Origin of the sequence: Streptomyces sp. NPDC006733 (assembly GCF_040636125.1) — a bacterium.
Classification (GTDB): domain Bacteria; phylum Actinomycetota; class Actinomycetes; order Streptomycetales; family Streptomycetaceae; genus Actinacidiphila.
The window spans coordinates 42,999-64,559 of record NZ_JBEYJD010000014.1 but is presented as its reverse complement, the minus strand read 5'-3'; the positions used below and the strand labels follow the sequence as shown (position 1 = coordinate 64,559).

At 69.4% G+C, this 21,561-nt stretch carries 10 protein-coding genes and 6 pseudogenes; 6 read left to right on the top strand and 10 right to left on the bottom strand.

The features are described 5' to 3' along the window. Positions 1-139: 139 nt before the first annotated feature. Positions 140-472: pseudogene (locus ABZ721_RS14760) on the bottom strand (hypothetical protein); the annotation flags it as partial. On the opposite strand from ABZ721_RS14760, the pseudogene ABZ721_RS14755 reads away from it, so the two are divergent. Continuing rightward, positions 473-703: pseudogene (locus ABZ721_RS14755) on the top strand (transposase family protein); the annotation flags it as partial. Between the two features lie 14 nt (positions 704-717). Next, positions 718-870 (top strand): annotated as a pseudogene (locus tag ABZ721_RS14750) (transposase); the annotation flags it as partial. A 232-nt stretch (positions 871-1,102) separates the two neighbouring features. Here ABZ721_RS14750 and ABZ721_RS14745 read toward each other — a convergent pair. Both ABZ721_RS14745 and ABZ721_RS14740 read right to left on the bottom strand, forming a co-directional pair. After that, positions 1,103-1,405 (bottom strand): annotated as a pseudogene (locus ABZ721_RS14745) (transposase); the annotation flags it as partial. Between the two features lie 557 nt (positions 1,406-1,962). Then, positions 1,963-2,124, bottom strand: a pseudogene (locus ABZ721_RS14740) (ATP-binding protein); the annotation flags it as partial. Between the two features lie 509 nt (positions 2,125-2,633). Here ABZ721_RS14740 and ABZ721_RS14735 point away from each other — a divergent pair. Next, complete coding sequence (locus tag ABZ721_RS14735) at positions 2,634-4,421, top strand: reverse transcriptase domain-containing protein (protein WP_358788993.1); 1,788 nt, start codon at positions 2,634-2,636, stop codon at positions 4,419-4,421. Here ABZ721_RS14735 and istB read toward each other — a convergent pair. The 3 genes and pseudogenes from istB to ABZ721_RS14720 form a co-directional block, all read right to left on the bottom strand. After that, positions 4,407-5,171 carry an IS21-like element helper ATPase IstB gene (gene istB, locus ABZ721_RS14730; protein ID WP_358788992.1) on the bottom strand — a complete coding sequence of 255 codons (765 nt, stop codon included), beginning with the start codon at positions 5,169-5,171 and terminating at the stop codon, positions 4,407-4,409. The genes ABZ721_RS14735 and istB overlap by 15 nt on opposite strands. Then, positions 5,168-6,799, bottom strand: coding sequence for an IS21 family transposase (gene istA / locus ABZ721_RS14725; protein WP_358788991.1), 1,632 nt, complete (start codon positions 6,797-6,799; stop codon positions 5,168-5,170). Before istA ends, istB begins: the two co-directional genes overlap by 4 nt. A 158-nt stretch (positions 6,800-6,957) precedes the next feature. After that, a pseudogene (locus ABZ721_RS14720) lies at positions 6,958-7,292 on the bottom strand (transposase); the annotation flags it as partial. A 291-nt stretch (positions 7,293-7,583) separates the two neighbouring features. Here ABZ721_RS14720 and ABZ721_RS14715 point away from each other — a divergent pair. Further along, a complete protein-coding gene (locus tag ABZ721_RS14715) occupies positions 7,584-9,758 on the top strand; it encodes an NACHT domain-containing protein (protein ID WP_358788990.1) in 2,175 nt (724 codons plus the stop codon). Between the two features lie 101 nt (positions 9,759-9,859). On the opposite strand, the gene ABZ721_RS14710 is transcribed toward ABZ721_RS14715, so the two are convergent. After that, positions 9,860-11,542 (bottom strand): NAD(P)/FAD-dependent oxidoreductase, encoded by a 1,683-nt coding sequence (locus ABZ721_RS14710; RefSeq protein ID WP_358788989.1) that lies wholly within the window; start codon positions 11,540-11,542, stop codon positions 9,860-9,862. A 105-nt stretch (positions 11,543-11,647) separates the two neighbouring features. Beyond that, on the bottom strand, positions 11,648-13,048 hold the full coding sequence (locus ABZ721_RS14705; protein WP_358789083.1) for an APC family permease: 1,401 nt from the start codon (positions 13,046-13,048) through the stop codon (positions 11,648-11,650). A gap of 574 nt (positions 13,049-13,622) precedes the next feature. Between ABZ721_RS14705 and ABZ721_RS14700 the strand changes: the two genes are divergently transcribed. Beyond that, positions 13,623-14,324: a hypothetical protein gene (locus tag ABZ721_RS14700; RefSeq protein ID WP_358788988.1), complete on the top strand. Its 702-nt coding sequence runs from the start codon at positions 13,623-13,625 to the stop codon at positions 14,322-14,324. A 610-nt stretch (positions 14,325-14,934) separates the two neighbouring features. Here the strand turns inward: ABZ721_RS14700 and ABZ721_RS14695 are convergent. Continuing rightward, positions 14,935-15,516, bottom strand: coding sequence for a sigma-70 family RNA polymerase sigma factor (locus ABZ721_RS14695; protein ID WP_358788987.1), 582 nt, complete (start codon positions 15,514-15,516; stop codon positions 14,935-14,937). Between the two features lie 948 nt (positions 15,517-16,464). Next, the gene (locus ABZ721_RS14690; protein ID WP_358788986.1) at positions 16,465-19,596 is read right to left on the bottom strand and encodes a BTAD domain-containing putative transcriptional regulator; all 3,132 of its coding nucleotides are present in this window, start codon (positions 19,594-19,596) and stop codon (positions 16,465-16,467) included. 451 nt (positions 19,597-20,047) lie between these two features. On the opposite strand from ABZ721_RS14690, the gene ABZ721_RS14685 reads away from it, so the two are divergent. Further along, positions 20,048-21,196: a serine hydrolase domain-containing protein gene (locus ABZ721_RS14685; protein WP_358788985.1), complete on the top strand. Its 1,149-nt coding sequence runs from the start codon at positions 20,048-20,050 to the stop codon at positions 21,194-21,196. The last annotated feature ends 365 nt before the right edge of the window (positions 21,197-21,561 follow it).

Below are 21,561 nucleotides of genomic sequence, written 5' to 3'. Positions count from 1 at the left end.
TGTGCCCGCCGCTATCCGTGCTCTTGTCGAGTCTCTGGTCGAGGCCGTTCGGGTTGAAGACCATCCTCGCATGCGGTTCCTGCTCGATGATCTCGCCCAAGGGCTGTCCCGTAAAAGGTCTCCGGGGGACGGCGGTGCGCTACCCCATGACCGCGCGAGCCGCGTCCAGAAACGCCAGCCGGTTGTCCTCCAGGTAGTCCCGCACGCCTTCACCGTCGGGCAAGCCTTCCCATACCGTCCGGTTGAGGTCGAGGAAGTACGCGCGGGCCGCGTCGTGCACCGGCAGAGGGAACTGGATGCGGATGAGCCGCTCTGCAACCCACAGTCTGTTCATGACGTCTCGGGTCGTGAGGAACCAGGCGTCCGTGTCCTCCCACTCGGAAGGCCGACTAAACGCGGAACGTTCGGCCTCGGCCCCCACCTCGACGAACCGCTCCAGCAGCGCCAGCCGTTCCGCGCGCCGGGCCTCCGAGTGGCTGGTGTGATCACGGCGTCCGAGCCATCCTGGATAGCCCCGTTCACCGGGCTGAGGCCGCGGCAGTTCGGAAAGCTGGTGACAGTTCTGCGGCGCGAGGGTGCAGACGCGGTCCGCAAGGGACGGCCGTGGGGCCTGCCGTTGGAGGACCGGGTCCTGCTGGTCGCCACGTACTGGCGCACGAACCTGACCATGTGCCAGCTCGCTCCGTTGTTCGGGGTGTCTAAGAGGTCCTAATCCAGTGGGAGTATCTGCCGCAGGAACTGGGCTTCGGCTCAGGTATGACCTGCTGGCGTCGGCTTGAGGCCTGGAACGAGGCCGGCGTCTGGGATCGGCTCCATGGTCTCTTGCTCGCGAAGTTGAGGGCGGAGAAGCGGATCGACTGGTCCCGGGCTCCCGGTATGCAGCACGAACAAGATGCCGCGCTACGCCCGCCGGTCCGGTACCCGAGGCCGACCCGGCTTCAACTTCGGCCCAGGCATCGGCAGAATCGGCTCGATCAACGACCACAGCTCATCCGAGACGATCCACGGACGAGACTCTCTCTTTCCCACACCTCTACCAACGAGCATCCAAGCCGACCGTCACACGACAACCGGCTTCTGTTAGGACCTCTAACTGATCATTTCAGAATGAAGATCTGAGTCGCCTCAAGCAAATTATGCTGCAAGCGAGTTGGAGTAGTGCGAGGTGGAGGTCAGCTCGTATCTCGTAGCGGATGCGGAGTCGTTTGAACTGGTGCAACCATGCGAAGGTGCGTTCTACGACCCAGCGTTTTTTGCCCAGCCCGGAGCCGTGTGGTGCGCCGCGGCGGGCGATCTTCGGAGTGATCCCGCGGGCGCGGATCAGGCGGCGGTACTTGTCGTAGTCGTAGCCGCGGTCGGCGAACAATCGCTTGGGGCGGTTTCGGGGGCGGCCGCGACGGCCCCTGGCGTTAACGGCGTGAAATGGCCCCAGATTTTCGGTCTGGGCCGGCCCCACGTCGGTGGTTGAAGCGACCCTTGTTCCGGCCTGAACTGGCTCCGGGTTCCGGTCTCAGCAGGGCCAGCCATGGTAGTCGTGGGGCTATTGAGGTGGGCTGATGGGCCATGAGCGAGAATGCTGCGCATGACGACTTGAAGAGCACCGGCAAGGCGGTGGCACTGGGTCAAGGTGGCGACCTGGGAAACGGTCGAGGACGGTGATCGCCGAAGCTGCACTGCCTGCGGGACCGCCGTCCGCTCCTACCAGTTCCGTCTCTATCCGCCTGAGTCCTCGATGTTCGAGCGGTGCGTCGGCTTGGCATGGTGCTCCGGGTGCCGGATCTACTCCAGTGCGATGGTCCACGTTCTCCGAACACGTGTCCTCGTCGACGCGCTGGGCTCTCTGCCTGAGGACGAGTCTGTTCGACTGCGCCGCAGCGAAGCGAAACTGGTCGACTACCTCGATCGCCAAGATCGCCAGAAGCCGTGATCCACATCCAGAGGGCGACCCGTCATCTGTGAGGGCTACTTCTTCGCCTGTTGCTTGGCCTCGGTCTGGGCGAGGCGGTAGGACTCGGTGCCGGTCTCGATGATGGTGCCGTTGAAGGTGAGCCGGTCGACGATGGCCGCGCAGAGCCGCGGGTCCGTGAACGTCTTCGTCCAGCGTGCGCCGTGAGGCGCTTCGTTGTATCCCCGATTCAGTCGGGATGAACTTGGAGGGAGGTTCTTGGGTCGCCGGGCTTACTTGAGCGCGAAAGCGTGAGGGGACAACAGCATGCTCGGAAAGCGGTGCCTGTCTGGAGGCGTCCAAGGCGGGGTGCCGCAAGACCCGCGCGATATGGCCAAGGCTTGATTGCTTAAAGCCTAATTCCCAGCGGTGCGAGAGACACCCGTCGAAACGACGCCTGAATTCGACGTCACGCCATGCTTCGGTCGCGGTTGGAGACTGGGGCAACCTCCATGGCGTAGAGCGCCTCCCAGCGAGGGCGGCCAAGGGAATGAGTGGGCGGCCTAAGTCGCGCTCGATACGTACAGCGAAGACGTACCACGGGATCACCTAAGGGGCGCGAGCCCTACGGTGACGGAGTGTCCGTAGTAGTCGCAGGATTGACGACCTGCCAAGGAGGCCGGGAAAGCCGGTCACAGGGCAAAGGGACACAGGTGATTGAGACGTCCGGCGATGGGAGGTATGCGAAATGCAGAGCGCCACAACGGTGCTGGACGTCCTCCGGGAACGTGGCAGGAAGAACCTGCCGCTAAAAAGGCTGTATCGGCAGTTGTTCAACCCGCAGTTGTTCCTGATGGCTTATGGGCGCATCTACGCCAATAAGGGTGCGATGACACCCGGGGCCACCGGGGAAACCGTGGATGGCATGTCCCTGGAGAAGATCGACATGATCATCGGCAGGCTACGGGCCGAGACGTATCGATGGACTCCGGTTCGGCGGACCTACATCCCCAAGAAGAACGGGAGGAAGAGGCCGCTCGGATTGCCTACGTGGTCGGACAAGTTGGTCGCCGAGGTGGTCCGCCTCCTTTTGGAGGCGTACTACGACGTCCAGTTTTCCCGCCATTCCCACGGATTCCGCCCCGGACGAGGCTGCCACACCGCGCTCAATGAGGTTGTGGAAGTCTGGAAGGGAACACACTGGTTCATCGAGGGTGACATCTCTGACTGCTTCGGCAGCCTGGATCACGAGGTAATGCTCGCGATTCTGAGAGAGCGAATCCATGATGGGCGGTTTCTGCGGCTGATCCACCAGATGCTCAAGGCCGGGTACTTTGAGGACTGGCGCTGGAATGCCACGCTCAGCGGTGCGCCGCAGGGCGGCGTGGCCTCCCCGATCCTTTCCAACATCTACCTGGACCGGTTGGATCAGTTTGTTGAGCAGCACCTCATACCGGACTACAACCGGGGCAGACTGCGTCGGCGAAATCGGGAGTACTGGCGCGTCGAAGCGAGGATCAAACGGGCAGGCCAGCGTGGGGATATAGCGGCGGTGCATACGCTTCGGCAGCATCTTCGTCGCCTTCCCAGTGCCGACCCGAACGATCCGGACTATCGGCGACTTCGGTATGTCCGCTATGCCGATGACTGGCTGCTCGGCTTTGCCGGGCCAAAGCGAGAAGCCTTGGAGATTAAAGAACGGATGACGAGTTACCTGCGTGACGAACTCAGGCTGGAACTCTCGGATTCCAAAACTTTGATCACGCACGCCGCCAGCCAGGCGGCGCGCTTCCTCGGCTATGAACTGAGGACCCAACTAGCTGACACGAAGATCACTCGCGGGCGTCGAGCGGTCAACGGATGCATCGGCCTCTACGTGCCACGGGACGTAGTCCGGAAGCGATGCGCGTTGTACATGAAGTACGGGAAACCGGCATTCCGCGGGGCCCTGATGCACGATCAGGACTACTCGATCGTGGCGAAATACCAGGCGGAATACCGAGGACTCGTCCAGTACTACCTTCTGGCCCAGGACGTAGGACGCCTGGGCATGCTGCATTGGGCCATGGAGACATCCATGCTCAAGACACTGGCCAGGAAGCATCAGTCCACCGTCACGAAGATGGCTCGCCGGCACAGGGCGACCGTCCAAACGCCCGACGGACCACGGACATGCATGCAGGTCATCGTCAAGCGCAGTGACGGAAGGAAGCCACTGGTCGCTCGCTTTGGCGGAATTCCGCTGAAGCGGCAACGCTTTGCTGACCTGGCCGACAGGAAACCGTCAACGAGATACACCGGCAGCAACGAGCTGATCCACCGGCTCTTGGCGGTACAGTGCGAGATGTGCGGATCGCGGGATGGTCTGCAAGTTCACCACATCCGCAAGATGGCAGATCTCAACCGGCCCGGTCGGCCCGAAGCCTCTCCCTGGATAAAGCTCATGGCACAACGTCGACGCAAGACCCTTGTGGTCTGTCACGACTGTCATTGGGACATCCACAGAGGTCGGGCCACAGCCTCAACCCGGAGATGACATCACTGGAGAGCGGTATGCGTTGAAAGGCGCCCGTACCGTTCGGGAAGGGGCCGTCGGAAAAGGACCCCAGCCAGGGGTACCTCGTCGGCGGCCTACTTCACCTCCGAACGATTCGTTCGAAGCGATGGCCACGCTGTTGTTCTCCTCCCTCTCGGTCAGAACCTGGAACAGCATCTCGGCTCCCCGCCGGTCAAGCTCGAGATAGCCCAGCTCATCAATGCAGAGCAGATCGACGCGCCCGTAGCGGGCGATCGTCTTGGACAGCTGCTTCTCGTCGGCGGCCTCGACGAGCTCGTTGACGAGCTTGGCGGCCAGGGCATAGCGGACGCGGCAGCCGGCCATGGCTGCCGCCGTCCCGAGCCCGATCAGAAGGTGGGACTTACCGGTGCCGGAGTCCCCGATCAGGCAGAGCGGCTCACCCTTCTTGACCCAGTCGCAGGTGGCGAGGTTGTTGACCACAGCCGGGACGACGTTGGGGTTGGCGCTGTAGTCGAAGTCAGAGAGCCACTTCTGGCGGGGGAAGCCGGCCGCCCGGATCCGTCGCTCGGAGCGTCGCCGGTCCCGGTCCTCGCATTCGGACATCAGCAGCTCGGCCAGGAACCCTCGGTAGGAGAGCCGTTCGCGTTCGGCGCGGGCGACGAGGTCGGGAAACTGGGCTCGCATGGTGGGCAACCGCAGGACCCGGCAGGCGGTGTCGATCGCCGCGTCGGAGGCGGTCTCGGTCAGGTTGTGGTGCGGGCCGGTCATGGCGCGTCCTTCCTGGAGCGGTTCAGCAGCTGGTCCCAGCGGTCAAGAGCGGGCAGGGGACGCTGGTCGGTAGGGAGGCGGACAGCCCGGCGGGCATTCAGGCTGACCACCTCGCTGGGCTCCGGCCCGGGCAGTGCCGGTGCCGGCCCGGTGACCGTCACGGTGGGGGAACGGCCATCGCTCTGAGCGGCCTTGCGGGCCTCGAGGGCGACGACGTCGGCGGTGTGGGCACCGACCGCGAGGGCGGATCGGATTCCGGCGATCACGTCGCGGTGTTCGAGATGGCGGTGCAGCAGGAGCACGTGGACCAGCTGCTTGGTGCCCTCGGTGTCGCCCTCGGCCTTCTTCGCCGCAGCCCAGAACGCTTCGTGGGCGGCGGTGAACGTGCCCTCGAGGCGGGCCTGGTCCAGAGCCTCGGAGCCGGCCATGGCGCCGGGCTTGGCCAGCAGGACTTCGAGGAAGTGGTCCAGGACGACCCGCTCGGCTCCCTTCGCGGTCAGGCGGGGGTGGCGGGCGATCTCGGTGCGGCCGTGGAAAACGATCAGGTCACTGGAGCGGAGCACGACCCGGACGGTGCGGCCGATGAACCGGGCCGGAACCGAGTAGCGGCAGACCCTCACCGCGATCATCCCGTAGGGGTCCACCCGCGGGGTGAACACGACGCCGGTCTCGAAGGAATCCTGCGGCAGCGGCATCAGGAGCACGGACTCGCGGGCGAAGTCCTGGCCGATCGTGCGGATCCGCATCCCGATCCTCCGGCCTTCCTCCGCCCGCTCGAACTCGGCGAAGGACGCGTTCAGCTCGTCCAGCGAGCCCACCCGGGGAACGGGCGTGAGGTAGTTGCGGCGGAAGTAGCCGACCTGACCCTCCACTCCACCCTTCTCATGGGCGCCGCGAAGTCCCGGCTCGCAATAGAAGGGGGTGATCCTGAAGTGCTGGCGGAACTCCGTCCACCTGGGGTGTTCGTCCCGTGACCGGCTCTTGTGGATCACCCGCGAGACCGCCGGCGAGAGGTTGTCATAACGAATTTGACCGCCCGGGACGCCGCCCAGCGTGCGAAAGGCGTGAACGTGGCCATCCAGAAAAGCCTCCTGCCCGCAGGACGTGGTGATGCGGTGCACCGCCTTGCCCGAGTAGGCCAGACGCAGGGCGAAGACGAAGCACTTCGTCCTCTCGCCTGCCAGGTCCACCCATGCCTCGCCAAAGTCGACCTCGGCGTCCATGCCCGGCTGGTTGTGGCGGATCACGAACCCCGCCGCCGGTGCCGCCCCCGCAGCCTCGGCGATCTCCCGACGCCGACGGGAGACGTAGTCCCAGACCGTGGTGTAGGCGATCTCCGCCCCGCACTCCTGCCGCAGCCGGTTCAAGATCCGCTGGACCGTGTGCCGCTGCTTCGGCGGCGCCTCCAGATCCCCCAGCAGCCACTCGTCGATCGTCTTCTTGAACGGATCCAACCGGGGCGATGGCCGCACCGGCGTCTTCCGCGGCCTGGGCACCGGCGACGACAAAGCCTCGCGTACGAGCCGGCGGTGCACGCCGTACTTGCGGGCCAGCGCCCGCATCGACAGCCCCTCCTGCCACGAGTCACGACGGATCCGCAGGAACAGCTCTTCCCTCGACAACTCCATCCGGCATCGCCCCCACGCGGTGGCCCACCACGACCGTCCCACCGCTCGACGCCCGGTGGGGCCAGATCAGACCGGAACAACCCCCGAACGCTCCCGTACGCCCCCAGGGGTGGGGCCAACTCAAGCCGGAAAGTGGAGCCGAATCAGAGCGTTAATGCCAGGCCCCGGATACGGGGTATCGCGTCCAGTAGCGGTATGAGCTGGGTGACATCGTGCCGGTTTCCGCCGGTCAGAGATATGACGAGTGGTGTGCCGTGCCGGTCGACGATCACATGGTGCTTGCTGCCCGGCCGGCCCCGGTCGACCGGTGAGGGGCCCGTGTGATCCCCCCTTTGAGGGCCCTGACGTGCGAGCCGTCGATCGCGGCATCGTCCATCTCGAGCAGGTTGGCCGCCCTCAGTTCAGCCAGAAGTGCTTCGTGCAAGCGCGGCCAGACTCCCGCCTCGGTCCAGTCCCGCAGGCGCCGCCAGCAGGTGACCCCGCTGCATCCGATCCGCTCGGTGGCATGAGGAAAAACGCTGCCCGCGGCGCAAACCCGTCGCCCGACCGCCCCTGGGCCGCTCCCCCACCACCCCCTCACCCCGCTCGCCCTCACAGGACGCGAGGTCCGCTGGTGTCCGGGTGGTTGGGACGCAAGATGCCCCGCCCGGCACGCATCTGCGGCTGGCCGCGCAGCGCCGTGTATCGGCTGTGCCCGATGGTGACCTTTCGGAAGCCCGGCGCGGTGGGTGGGATTCGTCGCGAACGGTGCCCGGTGGGCGCGGGTGCGGCATGATGGCGTGGTGTGCGCAGACGGGGGATCGGCCCGGCGCGGCGCAACGCGCGCAGGATGCTGCCGCTGACGGTGGCAGCCCTCGTGGCGTTGGCGCTGTGGCTGGAGCTGGGCTACATCGGGGACCAGGCGCTGCAGCGCTTCCTGCTCGCCGTAACGGTCCTCACGGCCGTCATCGGCCTCGCCACAGCCCTGCGGGGCCTGGTTCCGGACACCGTGTCGCGTGGCGGCACGGACGCGCGCGACCTGGACGCGGTGGCCCAGGAGTTGGCGATCGACGTGCAGCGGGAGTGGGAGGCCAAGGCCGCGCGCACCGCGGTCGGGTCCTTCGCACTGCCGGTGGCATGGCGGCCCGCCGAGTCCGGGCTGGTGGACGAGTGGGCGCAGGTGGTCGGGGCGGCCCGGGGGCTGCCCGGGGGCCCGCCAGGCAGCGCCGACGCATGGCCGGCGGAGGCCGCGGGACTGGAGGGGACCTACCCGCAGATCGGCGAGGTCTTCACCCGACGGGTGCCGACGCGCCGCCTGGTCATTGTGGGCGAGCCCGGGTCCGGCAAGAGTGAGCTGCTGATCCGTCTGCTGCAGGAACTGGGGCGCGAGGGAGGCAGCGGGCCGGTGCCGGTGCTGTTTTCCCTCGCGTCCTGGAACCCCTCCGCCCAGGATCTGACGGCATGGATGGCCGAGCAGTTGCGCCGCAACCGCAACGTCGCCCTGCGGCATTCTGCCGCGGCCGGCTCAGACCTCGACCGGGCTGCGGCCCTGGTGCAGCAGGGACTGGTTCTGCCGCTCCTGGACGGATTCGATGAGCTTCCGCCCGCCGTGCACGCCGTGGCCCTGCATGAGATCAACCGGGCCTGGCGGACCCGGCCGCTGGTCCTGGCGAGCCGGACCGACGCCTACCGTGCTGCCCTGCAGGCACCCGATGCCCGGCGACTCGACGGTGCTGCCGGCATCCACTTGGAACCGCTGTCTCCCGGCCCCGCCGCCGACTACCTGCGCCACGGCCTTCCGCATCCCGAGCGGTGGGATGCGGTCATCGCCCATCTGGGCACTGCCACTCCCCTCGGCCAGGTGTTGAGCACGCCGCTGGGCCTGTTCCTGGCCCGCACCAGCTACGCCCCGCCACCCCGTCTCGGGGCCACCACGCCGACCCCGCACCCCGATGAGCTGTGCGACACCACGCGCGGGCACTCCCGCGACGCGCTCGAGCGCCACCTCTTCAGCCGTTTCCTCACCACCGTCTACGACGACGGCGCCGATCGCGGCGTGCGGCCGCGCTGGTCCGCGCAGCGGGCACGGCACACGCTCGCCACCTTGGCCCGGCATCTGGAGACCCAGCGCGGCGGCAGCACCGACATCGCCTGGTGGGAACTCAGCTCGGCGGTCCCGGCCGCGCAGCGCCACCAGATGGCCGAGCTGGCCACCGGTCTCGTCGGTGCGGTCACGGTCGGCCTGGTGGCCGGGGTCAGCGCCGGTCTCGACGCCGGTCTCCCCACGGGCGTCGGCTGGGGGCTGGCCGGCCTACTGGGCGCCGGCCTGCTGTCCGCATGCGCGGCCGCCCTCGGCCTGGCCCAGACGACCGCCGTGGTGTACCCCAGCTCCCGGTTCCGGTCCGCGGTGAGCTTCGGGCTCCTGGCGGCGTTCGTGACCGCGTTCGCGGTGTATCAGGTGGTCGGCGCCCGCGCCGCCCAGTGGGCCGCGTTGATCACTGCGGCCCTGCTGTGGAGCCGGTTCAACCAACGCCTGACACTGGAGCGCGCGGACCTCGCCGTGCAGGTCGGACCGGGCACGCTGGTGGACCAGGATCGCCGGATCTTCTGCCGGATCCTGCTGCTCTACGTCCTGGGCTTCGGGGCCTGGGGGGTCTTCCAGTTCGGGCTGACGGGCCGGCTGTGGGTCATCCCGGCGTTGGGCATCGGCGGCGGTCTGGCCGTGGGCCTCGCCGCGGGACTGGCACGCGGGTTCTACGTCGGCTTCAGCGAGACGGCCTGGGCGCAGTACGCCGTCACCACGGCCTGTCTGGCGCTGCGCCGCCAGACCCCGTGGTCGGTGATGGCGTTCCTGCAGGACGCGCACGAGCGCGGGGTCCTGCGCCAAGTCGGCACGGTCTATCAGTTCCGCCATGTCGGCCTGCAGCGCTATCTCGCCGCGCAGCCCCGCAGCGCGGACGACGCGCTCCCGGGGCCCTGACCGCGCGGCGCGCCGTCGTGCGCGACCGCGCGCAGCCCTCCCCCGGGGTTCCGTCCCCCCGGTGCAGGCCGGGGGGCGGAAACCCATCGTGAGAGGCGCGGTCAGATCCTTAGGTCCGCGAGCACCTCGCCGGCCGCCCGCTCGCCTTCCACGGCGCCGCCGTTCATATAGCCCTGGAAGTCGTACGAACAGTGCTCACCGCCGAGGTGGATGTTGCCCTGCCGGGTCCCCTCGTAGCCGGCGTAGCGGTGGAGGTAGCCGACCGGCCAGCAGGAGTACGCGCCGAGCGCGTAGGGGTTCGTGTGCCAGGCGGACAGCAGCGCCTTGCCGTTCCACTGCGCCTTGGTCCCGGGAAAGATCTTGTCGACGTCGGTGAGCACGGTGGATGCCAGGTTCCTGACGTAGGGGGCGGCGTCGGAGGCGAAGGGCGCGGGCGGGGTGAGGGCCCGGGCCAGGGAGCCGCCGCCGTACTGGATGAGGATGCCCGTGCGGCCCGGCTGGCCCTGGGTGGTGTCCCAGATCTGCTGGAACGGCAGGTCGGTGAAGCAGCTGCCCTCGGCGACGCCCGGCCAGGGGCCGGCGCCGTCCCAGGTGCGGCTCGTGAACTGCATGTTGAGCTTGGTGCAGTAGCCCATCCTGGCGTCGCGCAGCAGGTTGACCATGCGCGGGTCGAAGTTCGCCCGGCTGGTGTCCAGTCCCTGCAGGATCGGGAGCGGGACGGTGATGACGGTCTGGTCCGCGACGACGGTCCGGGTGGCCCCGTCGTTGTCGAAGGTGAGGGTCTGGGTACCGTCGGCATTGGCCCGTACCGCGAGCAACTTCCAGCCCATCTGGACGGTGCCGGACGGCAGGGCCGCCTGGACGGCCCTGGGGAGCTGGTCGTTGCCGCCGGCGATGTGGTAGCGCTCGTTCGACAGCCCCCACATGTTGAAGCTGCCGGGGTTGGGCTGGTAGCCCATGAGCAGCACCAGCGCGAGCGCGGACTGCTGCTGGGTGTCCGCGCCGTACTCCACGTTGTAGGCGACGTCCATGAACTGGCCGAGCGGCGAGGAGTGGCCGCCCGGGACCCGGGTCTCGATCCAGTCGTACAGCGAGAGGTTGTCCAGGGCCGTGCCCGCGGCGGTGGTGCGGTTCCAGGTGACCTCGCCTGCCGCGGTGAGGTCGGTGTGCAGGGCCTGGTAGACGGCCTTGAAGTCGTCGTCGGCCTGGGAGCGCGGGTAGTAGGCGTGGTCGAACCACAGGACGTCCTGCGCCCCGTTGGGTCCCGCGCCCGCGACGTCGACCGTGGTCAGGCCGAATCGGCGGCACAGTTCGAGGATCTTCTTGTGGCCGGTGTCGATCAGTTCGCCGCCGTACTCGGACGTCTGGCCGTTCGCCCAGTAGCTGTGCTCGGAGTACATCCGGCCCCCGACCCGGGTCGGATGCGCCTCGTAGACGGTGCACGGCACCCCGGCGTCGGCGAGGGTGAGGGCGGCGGTGAGCCCGGAGATGCCCGCGCCGATCACCGCGACCCGGGCGCTTCGGTACGCGGGCTTGGCCGCGACGGCCGCCGCGTCGGCGTGCGCGCGACCGGGGGTCGCGAGCACCCCGGAGCCCGCGGCGGCGACCGTCACCCCGGCTGCCGCGGCCCAGCGCAGCAACTCCCGGCGGCCGACCGGATCGCGGTCCGCGGCGGCTGCGGCGCGCAGGCCGCGCACATCGTCCACCGGCAGCCGCAGACGGCGGGCGGCGGCGTGTTCCTCAACGAGCTGCTGCAGGGCTTTCATCGGAGCGGTGCGTGCCATGGGGAGGTGGTCCCTTCACTGGTCAGCGTCGATGGTCAGCACGTGCGCGGTCGCGGCAGCGCTCCGCCGCCGGTGACGGAGAGCGGCCGATGTGAGGGACGGTGGTCAGGGGGCGGGGCGCTCCTGGGCGTCCTCGAGGATGATCCGGCCCATGATTTCGTACCGCTCGGGACGGCGGTTCTTCATGTAGAGGCCGATGCCCAGACCCGCGGCGAAGACCCCCGCGACGATCCAGGGGATGAGGGTGAAGACCAACGTGTTGGAGGCGTCCCCGGCCGCGGTGTCCAAATGGGCGACGAGCAGATAGACCGCCGCCAGCATGCCCAGGCCGCCGAGTGCGGGGGCGAGGAGGGTGCGGAACCAGTGCCGGGACTGCGGGTGGTGCGTGCGGAAGTAGGCGATCACCGAGAACGAGCACAGCGACTGGACGATCAGCAGGGCGAGCGTGCCCAGGATCGCCATCAAGGTGTAGAGGTGGACGTAGGGGTCCTTGCCCGCGACCCAGAAACCACCGATGATCGCCACCGCGATGCCCGTCTGCACGAAGGACGCGACGTGCGGCGAGCCGTGCCGGGCGTGGGTGCGGCCGAGCGCCGGGTGGATGAACCCCTCACGGCCGATCGCGTACAGGTAGCGCGAGGCGCACTGGTGGAAGGCCAGCCCGCAGGCGAAGGCACTGGTGCAGGCGAGCCACTGGAACAGGCTGACGGCCCAGTGGCCGAGGTACTGCTGCAGCGGTGCGGAGAACACGTCGAAGGACCCGGCCTGCGCGATGGCCGCGCCGGGGCCGCTGCCGGCGATCACCATCCAGGAGACGAAGGTGTAGAGCATCCCGAGGCCGACCACGGCGAGCAGGGTGGCCTTGGGGATGATCCGCTTGGGGTTGCGGGACTCCTCGCCGTACATCGCGGTGGACTCGAAGCCGACCCAGGACCAGAAGCAGAAGAAGAGGCCGAGTCCGGCGGACGGTCCGGTGAAGGCCTTGGCCGGGTTGACCGAGGAGACCACCAGGCCGTCCGGGCCGCCTCCGTGGAACAGGATGGAGAAGGCGAGCACGGACAGGATCAGCACCTCGCCGATCAGGAAGACGGCGAGCACCTTGGCCGCGATGTCCAAGTCGAAGTAGGACAGCACGGCGGTGACGGCGACCATCAGCGCGGCGTAGACGATCCACGGCAGATCGATCGCGAGTTGGGCCTGGACCGCGGTCTGCGCGAACGAGGCGAAGATGCCGACCAGCGACGCTTCGAACACCACGTACGCCAGAACCGCGACCAGGCCGGAGGCCATGCCCGTGATCCGGCCCAGGCCGTGCGAGATGTAGCCGTAGAAGGCGCCGGCAGCGGTGATGTGACGGGCCATGGCCACGTAGCCGACCGCGAACAGGACGAGGACGGCGGTGACGAAGATGAAGCCGGCCGGGGCGCCGGCCCCGTTGCCCGATCCGATGACGATCGGCAGATTGCCCGCCATCGCGGTCACAGGGGCGGCGGTGGCCAGCGCCATGAACAGCACCCCGACCAGGCCCACCGAGTTGGCTTTCAGGCGCTGCACGCCGTCGGTTCCGTTCGGCTGGTCCGCGCAGACGGGACCCGCCACCGCCTGTCCGCTGTCACTGGTGGAAACCTGAGCCATAGCCGACCTCCTGAGCTGGAGAAGGAGACATAGTCCGAAAGGAGTGCGCGGGCCAAGCTGCGCACACCGGAGGGGAATCTCCGGAAACTTCCGTGCCACGTCGAACGCGTAAGACGCAGGTGTCAGCTTGGAGGCGGGGCGACACGGGCCGTAACCGACAGGCTGTGAGGCTTTTCGTTACGGCCGTGTCAGCCTGCTATGGCCGCGGAGGCGCCATCGACCGCGCAGACCTGGGGGCCGACGGATCCGAAGAGCCCGCGACCGGAACGGACTTGGATCGGCCCGCACCGCACCGAATCTCCATGGCCGGATTGTTACCCCAGGCTATTGGGACACAGGCGTCATAGCCGGATATAGGTGGTGTCATTGTCCTTGACGTGCCGATCGGGGAGCACCATTCTGGCCACCTCCCCCCGCTCCATTTCATCTTCAGGTTGGTATGCCCATGCGCACCCTTCCCCTGGCCGGCGTGGCGACCGCGGTGGCGGCAGCATCCCTGCTGCTCGCTCCCGCCGCCTTCGCCGCCCCTCCCGGCGACAACGGCACCATCAAGATCCATGACGCCAAGACCGGCGAGGAGCTCGTCAAGAACGAGCCGCACGTCTGCACGTTCTACCTCGACGCGTTCTTCTTCGACGGCCAGCAGCAGGCCGCCTGGAAGATCGTCGAGATCCCGCCGACCGGCAAGAACCAGGAGGCGAAGACCGGCGCCATCGCCCTGGACGGCAAGGGCCACGGCCGCACCGAGGACCTGAGCCTGCCCAACGGGCACTACAAGCTCAGCTGGACCTTCGACGGGGAGCACGGCAAGGCCAAGCAGAAGGTCTTCTGGACCGACTGCAAGAACGGCGGATCCACCGGCACACCCACCGGCGGCACCACCACCGGTACGGGCACGCCCACCGGCACGGGCAGCCCGAGCACCTCGTCCTCCCCCGGGACCACGGCCCCGACCACCGGCGGGGCCACCTCCGGTGGCGCGACCACCGGTGCGCCCAGCGTCGCCCCCACCGCCTCCGGCACGCCGGGCGACGGCAACCTCGCAGAGACCGGCGCGTCGGTCGGCGGCCTGGCCTTCGCCGCTGTCCTCCTGCTCGGCGGCGGCACGGCCCTCGCCATGCGCCGTCGCCACGGACGGCACCACTGACCGGCAGTTCCGGCCGCCGGTGAGGGGAGGGCTGGTCCGCCTGCGCGGACCAGCCCTCCCCTGGTGGTCTGCCGCCGTCCCCGGGCCCCGCACACCTCGCGGCCCCCGCCTGCGCGGCGGCATCCGACAGGCGCACACCCTCCGGACACCACTGGCCAACGCACCGCCTGAAACTCATCGGGCGACCGACGGTGGGGATGGCGGGGGCAGGTCAGATCGCGGTGTCCCCGCTGCCCCCAGCCGCAGAAGCGCCGGGGATCACGAGTGGGCCCGTGTCGCCGGCGAGGATCGCGGCGGCGTCGCGCGATCCGATGGAGGCGGCCGTGCCGGTGGCCCCGACCAGATGACGGCAGGCCTCGATCCTGGGCCTCCTGGACCCTGTGGGAGATGCCCGTGTCGGCAGTGCTTCCGCGGCCACTCGCCGCAGCGAGGATGCGTGCGAAGTGCCGAAGCTCTCCAGCACCGGAGACGTCGGTCGACATCAGCAGCCGGTCAGCCTAGGCAGTCACCGCGAGGAGAGCGCCAGGGAGACCAACCCGGCACCAGTGATCGTTGACGAACCGTAGCTCAACGTCGTGGAGCGGACACCGCCAACCCACCGGTGCCAGGGCTAGCTTGCGCGGAGGCCCTGTTTCTCCAGCGCCTTGCGCAGTGCCCGCACCGCGTAGAAGGCGCGGCTCTTCACGGTGCCCGGCGGGACGCCGAGATGATCGGCCGCCTGGGCCACGCTCCACTCCAGGTAGTACATGAGGCGGATGACGGTCTGCTGTTGCTCGTTCAGCTCCCGCAGGGCCTTGCGCACCACGTGAGTGGTGATCGTGGATTCTGTACTGTCCCAGGAGGCGTCCAGGTCCTCGACCGGCATGAGCTCCAGCGGGCGGATCTGCCGGGCCCGGTGGTGGTCGATGACGAGATTTCTCGCCACGGTGAACAGCCACGGTCGGATGTGGTCCTCCCGGGCGTCCAGGAATCCGGCGTGCTTCCAGGCGCGGGCCGCGGTCTCCTGAAGGATGTCCTCCGCCTTGTGCCAATCACCGTCCAGCAGCCGCGTGGCATAGCGGACGAGCGGGGGCCCGTGCTGGTCGTAGACGTCGCGGACAAAGGCAGTGCAATCGACGTCCGACGCGACGCGCCGGGCCTGCGCCCGAGCCGGAGCGAGGGGGGTGGTCCCTGCTTCTCTGATCCCGTTCATGGTGGAGCCCGTTCCTGGTCAAGTGTTCTGTGGCGTGCTCGCCCTGGGCGGGCGAGTGGCTCAACACTCGTGGGGGCCCCTTGACCCAACCTTGTCGTCTTCTTGTCGTGCCTCGCGGCACTGTCCGCCCTCGGCCTGGGTCAGGTCCCCGGATCTCCTGCGCAGCGGACGTCCTCGCGTCGCGCCATCCGTTACGAAGGCGTACGCCTGCCTCGCCCGGTGGCACCGGTCCGCCCTCGCGTATCCGGCCCGTGCTCGGCCCCGCGCGGCGAGCCGGCCTGTACGGCTCGCCGGCCGGGGCGCCCCGGGGACCCGCCCGCCACAGCTCGCCCCGCCATGGGTGTCCTGAGGTCGGGCCGGCTCCGTGCGCCGCTGCTCCCTTCTACGGCGCAGGGTGAACCGCCGCCCTGATCCAGGCGTTCTCAGGGGGGAGGGCCGGCTCGCAGATCAGGGCCCGCGGTTCCACGACCAGCGCGCTCCGTCGTGCCCTCCGCGGAAGTGCTCCTGCCTCCGAGGTGCCGGTACTGCCGCCGGTGCCGCAACGAAAGGGAACTTCTGTGATCGCTTCACGGGCTGGCCAGCAGTGCCGGCCCGCGCCCTGGCGGCGCAGCCTCGCACCAATATGTGCCCTTCGGGCCCCTTCTGCGGCTAGCAGCACAGCACTTTCGAGGGCCGCTTCGTTTCGAGCCCGCACGCCCCCTGCCGGGGCCCATGTCACGGCCGTGCGACCTCGGTTCGAGACCGGGCCCACCGCAGCATCGGTACGTTTCGGCACGAGGGCGGCAGCGACCGCATGGGGCTGTCACACCCGTGGAGCGCCGGACGTACGAACGCTGCGCACCACCGGGTTGACCCGATCCCGGCTCGTTTGCCCCGGACCCGCTACAACGCACCGGTCGTGCGATCGGGAGCCCAGAGGTGAGGCCCCGCGCCGCGAGATGGCCGCCGTCAGCGTCGCGCGCCCTGACTCGTGTCGGACTCCGCGCGCGCGGCACCACCGTGGCGCGGGGCCGGGAGCCGATGGCTCCCGACCGCTCGCTCCGGCACGGTGGGTGTGGGGTCAGCATCCAGGTCCAAGGCCGTGAGCCGGTCGCGGACCTGCTGGGCGCTGTGGCGCATGGCTCGCTCGTCGGCGTCCTCCAGAGCGCGGGCCCAGTCCGCTCGTGCGCCGTCCCGATCGCCCGAGGCCAGCCGCGCGTCGCCCAGCCGCATCAGTGAGCCAATGGCGTTCCTGTGGTCGCCCAGCTCCTCGAACGCCCGCCTCGCCCGCTCGTAGGTGGCCAGCGATTGTTCGTAGCGGCCGAGCAGGCGGAGGTTGTACCCCAAGATGTCCCACCCCTGGGCCAGCTGCCACGGCGCCTCCAGGCGCTGGAACAATGCGATGCCCTCTTCGCTGTACAGCAGGCTCTTCTCGAGCTGCCCCAGGTTGGAGTGGAACCAGGCGAGTTCGAGCAGGCACTCGGCCAGCCACAACTCCTCACCGGTCTGCCGGGACAGCTCCAGACCCCGCTCGGAGAACGTCACGGCCTCCTGGGTGCGGCCGCACAAGAACAGCACGCACGCGGTGACGTAGTGGGTTCGGGCCTGTTCACCGGTGGCGCCGAGCTGCTCGAAGAGCGCGGTGGCGCGTCGCAGGTGATGCAGCGCTTCGTCCTGATGGCCCAGATAGCCGTGGAGGTGGCCGAGGTGGCGCAGGCAGCGGCCCTCTTCGAGACGGTCGCCCTGGCGGCGGGCGACGGCAAGGGCCGGGGCCAGTGCGGTGAGGGCTTCGGGCCAGAACTCCTGGCGGTGCAGGTATTCCTTCAGCGACCAGGCCAGCCCGCTGCTGTGGTGGTCCAGCCCCTGGCTCACGGCGGTGCGGAGCAGGCCGGACAGCACCCGGTGTTCGGCGCTGAACCACCTGGTCGCCTGGCCGATGCCGGTGTGGTGTTCCGGTGTGACGCCTGGGCGGGGCGCCCCCAGGTCGAGATCGGAGGATATGTCCTGCTTGAGCAGTTGATTGGCTGCGTAGGCGGTGAACAAGTAGTGGTCCAGCACGCGGAGGGTGGCCTCGCGGCGTTCCGGGGCGGCGTCGTGCGCCTGGGTGAGCTCGGTGGCGTAGCAGCGCAGCAGGTCGTGCAGGCTGTACCGGCCGGGCAGCGGTTGTTCCACGAGGCAGGAACCGGCCAGCTCGGCGAGGGCGCGGCGGGCACGGGAAAGGGGGATGCCGGCCAGGCTCGCAGCGGCTGGGGCCGTGATGTGGGGGCCGGCGTGCAGGGCCAGGAGGCGGAAGAGCCGGGCACTGCAGTCGTCCAGGGACCGGTAGGACCACGAGAACACGGCACGGACGTCGGTGGTGGCGTCGGAGCCGGTGAAGGCGTCGAGGCCGCCCTGGACCTGTTGCAGGTCGTCGGCGAGGGCGCGCAGGGGAAAGGACGGGTCGATCTCAGCGCGGGCGGCCACGATGGCTATCGCCAGGGGCAGCCGTCCGCACAGCCGGATGATGTCGGCTGCGGCGGTGGGTTCGGCGGCCAGTCGCTCGGGGCCCAGGCGTTGCTCGAGGGCCTGATGGGCCTCGGCCGGCGAGGGCAGCGACAGCGTGAGGGCTTTGGCCCCGTCGGTGGCGAGCAGGCCGGGAAGCCGGTTGCGGCTGGTGATGAGAGTCAGGCAGCCGTCGCCTGCGGGGAGCAGGGGGCGGACCTGCTGCTCGTCGCGGGCGTTGTCCAGGACGAGCAGGACCTGCCGGCCGGCGAGGAGGCTGCGGAAGAGCGTGCTGCGCCCCGCGGTCTCCTCGGGGATGCGCTGGGCCGGAACGCCGAGGGCGACAAGGAATCCGTGCAGGGCGGTGCCGGGATCGACGGCGGGTGCGTCGGGGTGGAACCCGCACAGGTTGACGAAGAGCTGCCCGTCGGGGAATGAGGAGGCGATGCGGTGGGCGTGGTGGACGGCGAAGGTGGTCTTGCCCACTCCGGGAGCACCACTGATGACGACGGTGGGCAGAGCGGTCGGCTCGGCTCCGTCCGGTGCGCCGCTCACGGCCGACAGCCGCGCACCTTCGGCCGTCCGCCCCGCGAACGCCGCAAGGTCGCGGGGCAGTTGGGCCGGACGTGCCACCGGCGGCGTGGTCTCGTCATCGGGTCCGGCACCGCTCCCCGGGCCGGGCCGATCCGCCGCCTCGGCCGGTGCATCGGCGTTCCGCCCGGCGGGCACGGCCCGCACTCCCCCGCCCGGCGCCCCGGACCCGGCCGGCCCGACCGGGGCGGCACCGGGCGCTGCACCGAATCGGTGCACCTCAGCGGCCGTGCGCAGCGGTGGCAGGTCATGGTGGAGGATGCCGTGGTGCAGGGCGCGCAGGGGTGGGCCGGGTTCGAGGCCGAGTTCGTCGGCGAGGTACTGGCGCAGGTCGGCATAGCACTGCAGCGCTTCGGGATGGCGGCCGGCGAGGTACAGGGCGCGCAGCCGCAGGGCCCAACCGGTTTCCCGCAGGGGATGGCGCGTGGTCATCTCCTGCGCCGCGTCCAGGGCTTCGGTGATCCGACCTCCCAGGAGCAGCGCGGTGGCCCGCATCTCGCGGGTGGTCTGCCGCAGCTCGTCCAGGCGTGCCGCCTCACTGGCGACGAACAGGTGGTGTGCGGCATCGGCGAACGCGGTGCCGCGCCACATCTCCAAGGCCCGCTGGGCCTCTTCCACGACCTGCTCGGGCCGGCCTTGGTCCATCAGCCGCTGCGCCTGGGCAAGGGCCCGCTCGAAGCGTACGGTGTCACGGCTTTCGGGCGGCACGCGCAAGGCGTAGCCCAGGGGCTCGGTGACCAGTACCTCGAACGTGCCCTGTCGGCGCAGATGTCGCGGTTCCAGCACCGCGCGGACCTTGCTGATGTGGGCGTGCAGCGAGCTCATCGCCCCGTCCGCCGCACGCCCCTGCTGCTGCGGCCAGAGATCCTCGCACAGTGCCTGCGGAGCGACCGCCCGGCCGTCGGCGAGCAGCAGCCGGATCACCAGCAGTCGCTGCCTGCGCCGACCCGGATCGAGGACCGTGTCCGCCCGCCGTACCACCAGCGGACCCAGCAGCCCGAAGTCGAGGCCCTGTCCCACAGCTGTCACCGCACTCACCTGGAATCCCGCTCGACGGCGCCACCCGACCTACCCGGTCGCCTGCGCGATCCTCGTCCCGGTGCCCTGCCGACCGCGGCGAGGAACGGCGCAGGTGGTCTACGCGGCGAGGACCCCGTCGTCTGCTCTCCGTATATCGGACACGACATTATCAGCAGGCCCCCGGGCGCCCGGACCCCGTCATCGGGTGCCGGGCGCCGCGGCGAGGGGACGCTGTGCGCGCGGCGCCGGGACCGCAACGCCGACGCTGCCCCGCTCGGCTGCTTCCGTGCCCGGATACCCGGGCGCCGGGGCGGGGCGCAGCTGCGTGCCCGCACCCTGAAGGCCCCTTCGCCGCGCAGGCACTCCCCCAAGCTCCCCTGACCTGGGACGAAGCATGAACCGCGAGGGCCTTCCTGCCGTTGTGGGAGCGAACGATCATCATCCACAGTGGGGAAGCAACATGGTCATCGTCGAAGGAACGTGCACCGCCCGGTTCGAACCGGTCCGCGCGGCCTTGGCCGCACGCCTGGAGTCCGGCGAGGAACTGGGGGCCTCGATCGCCGTCGATGTCGACGGCGTCATGGAAGTCGACATGTGGGGCGGGCACGCCGACGCGGCGTACCGGGTGCCATGGGGCCAGGACACCGTGGTCAACCTGTGGTCGACCACCAAGACCCTCAGCAGCCTGGCCGCCCTCCTCCTCGTCGACCGGGGCGCGCTGGATCTCCACCGCCCGGTCGCGCACTACTGGCCCGAATTCGCCGCCCAGGGCAAGCAGGACATCGAGGTGCGGCACATCCTGGGCCACACCTCAGGGCTCTCCGGCTGGCAGCAGCCCTTCACCATGGACGACCTGTACGACTGGCCGACCGCCAGCGCCCGGCTGGCCGGGCAGGCCCCCTGGTGGGAGCCGGGCAGCGCCTCGGGCTACCACCTGCAGACGCAAGGGCAGCTGATCGGGGAGCTGGTCCGGCGAGTCAGCGGCCGGACCCTGACCGAGTTCGTCGACACCGAGATCGCCAAGCCGTCGCAGGCCGACGTCCAGATCGGGGCGCGCCCCGCCGACTGGCCGCGCATCGCCGAGCTGATCGCCCCGTCGAAGCTGCCCGCCCTGCCGGCCACCCTCGACCCCGAGGCGATCTTCACCAGGACGCTGCTGGGGAGCCCCGCCCGCGACGAGCACGTCGACACCCCGCAGTGGCGCCGTGCCGAACTCGGAGCCCTCAACGGACACGGCAACGCCCGCGGCCTGGCCCGGGCCCTCTCCGTGATCTCACGTCATGGCGAGGTGAACGGCCGCCGGCTCCTTTCCGCGGATACGGTGGACAAGATCCTCGACGTGCAGGCGGACGGCGTCGATCTGTTCCTGGGCGTTCCCGTGCGCTGGGGCGTCGGATATGCGCTCGCCGACGCGAGGACGATGCCGCACATGCCCACCGGGCGTGTCTGCTTCTGGGTCGGCCACGGCGGCTCGATCGTCCTGATGGACCTCGATCGACGCGTCACGTTCTCCTACACGATGAACCGGTTGGGCGACGGTCTCCTCGGCTCGGAGCGGACCCACCACTACCTCCAGCAGGTCTACGCCGTCCTCGCCTCCACCGCCTGAGGCACACGACCCCGCCTCGCCCTGGAGAGCCGCGGCAGACCGCCCACCGGGGGTTCGATCCCCTCGGACCACGGCCGATCGCTGGGCTGCACGCGGCCCGGTTCGGTACCCGCGAACGAACACCCCGACCTTGGGGTGAACCGATCCTGGCCTCCCAGCGTAGAAGCAGGAGGAAGGCGCTTCGCCCCGGCAGCCGGGGTCGGGTCCTCGCTCCCAGGCCCGCTCGACCGCAGCCCGGCCGGCACACTCCGGCCCGCTGTCGCGCGTCGCTCCCTCCGTGCCCTCCGCGCCGACGACCACGTGGCGCGGACGGACCGCATCCCACCTCGCCAAGTTATGGGAGCGAAGCGGTGCGTCGCCCCGCG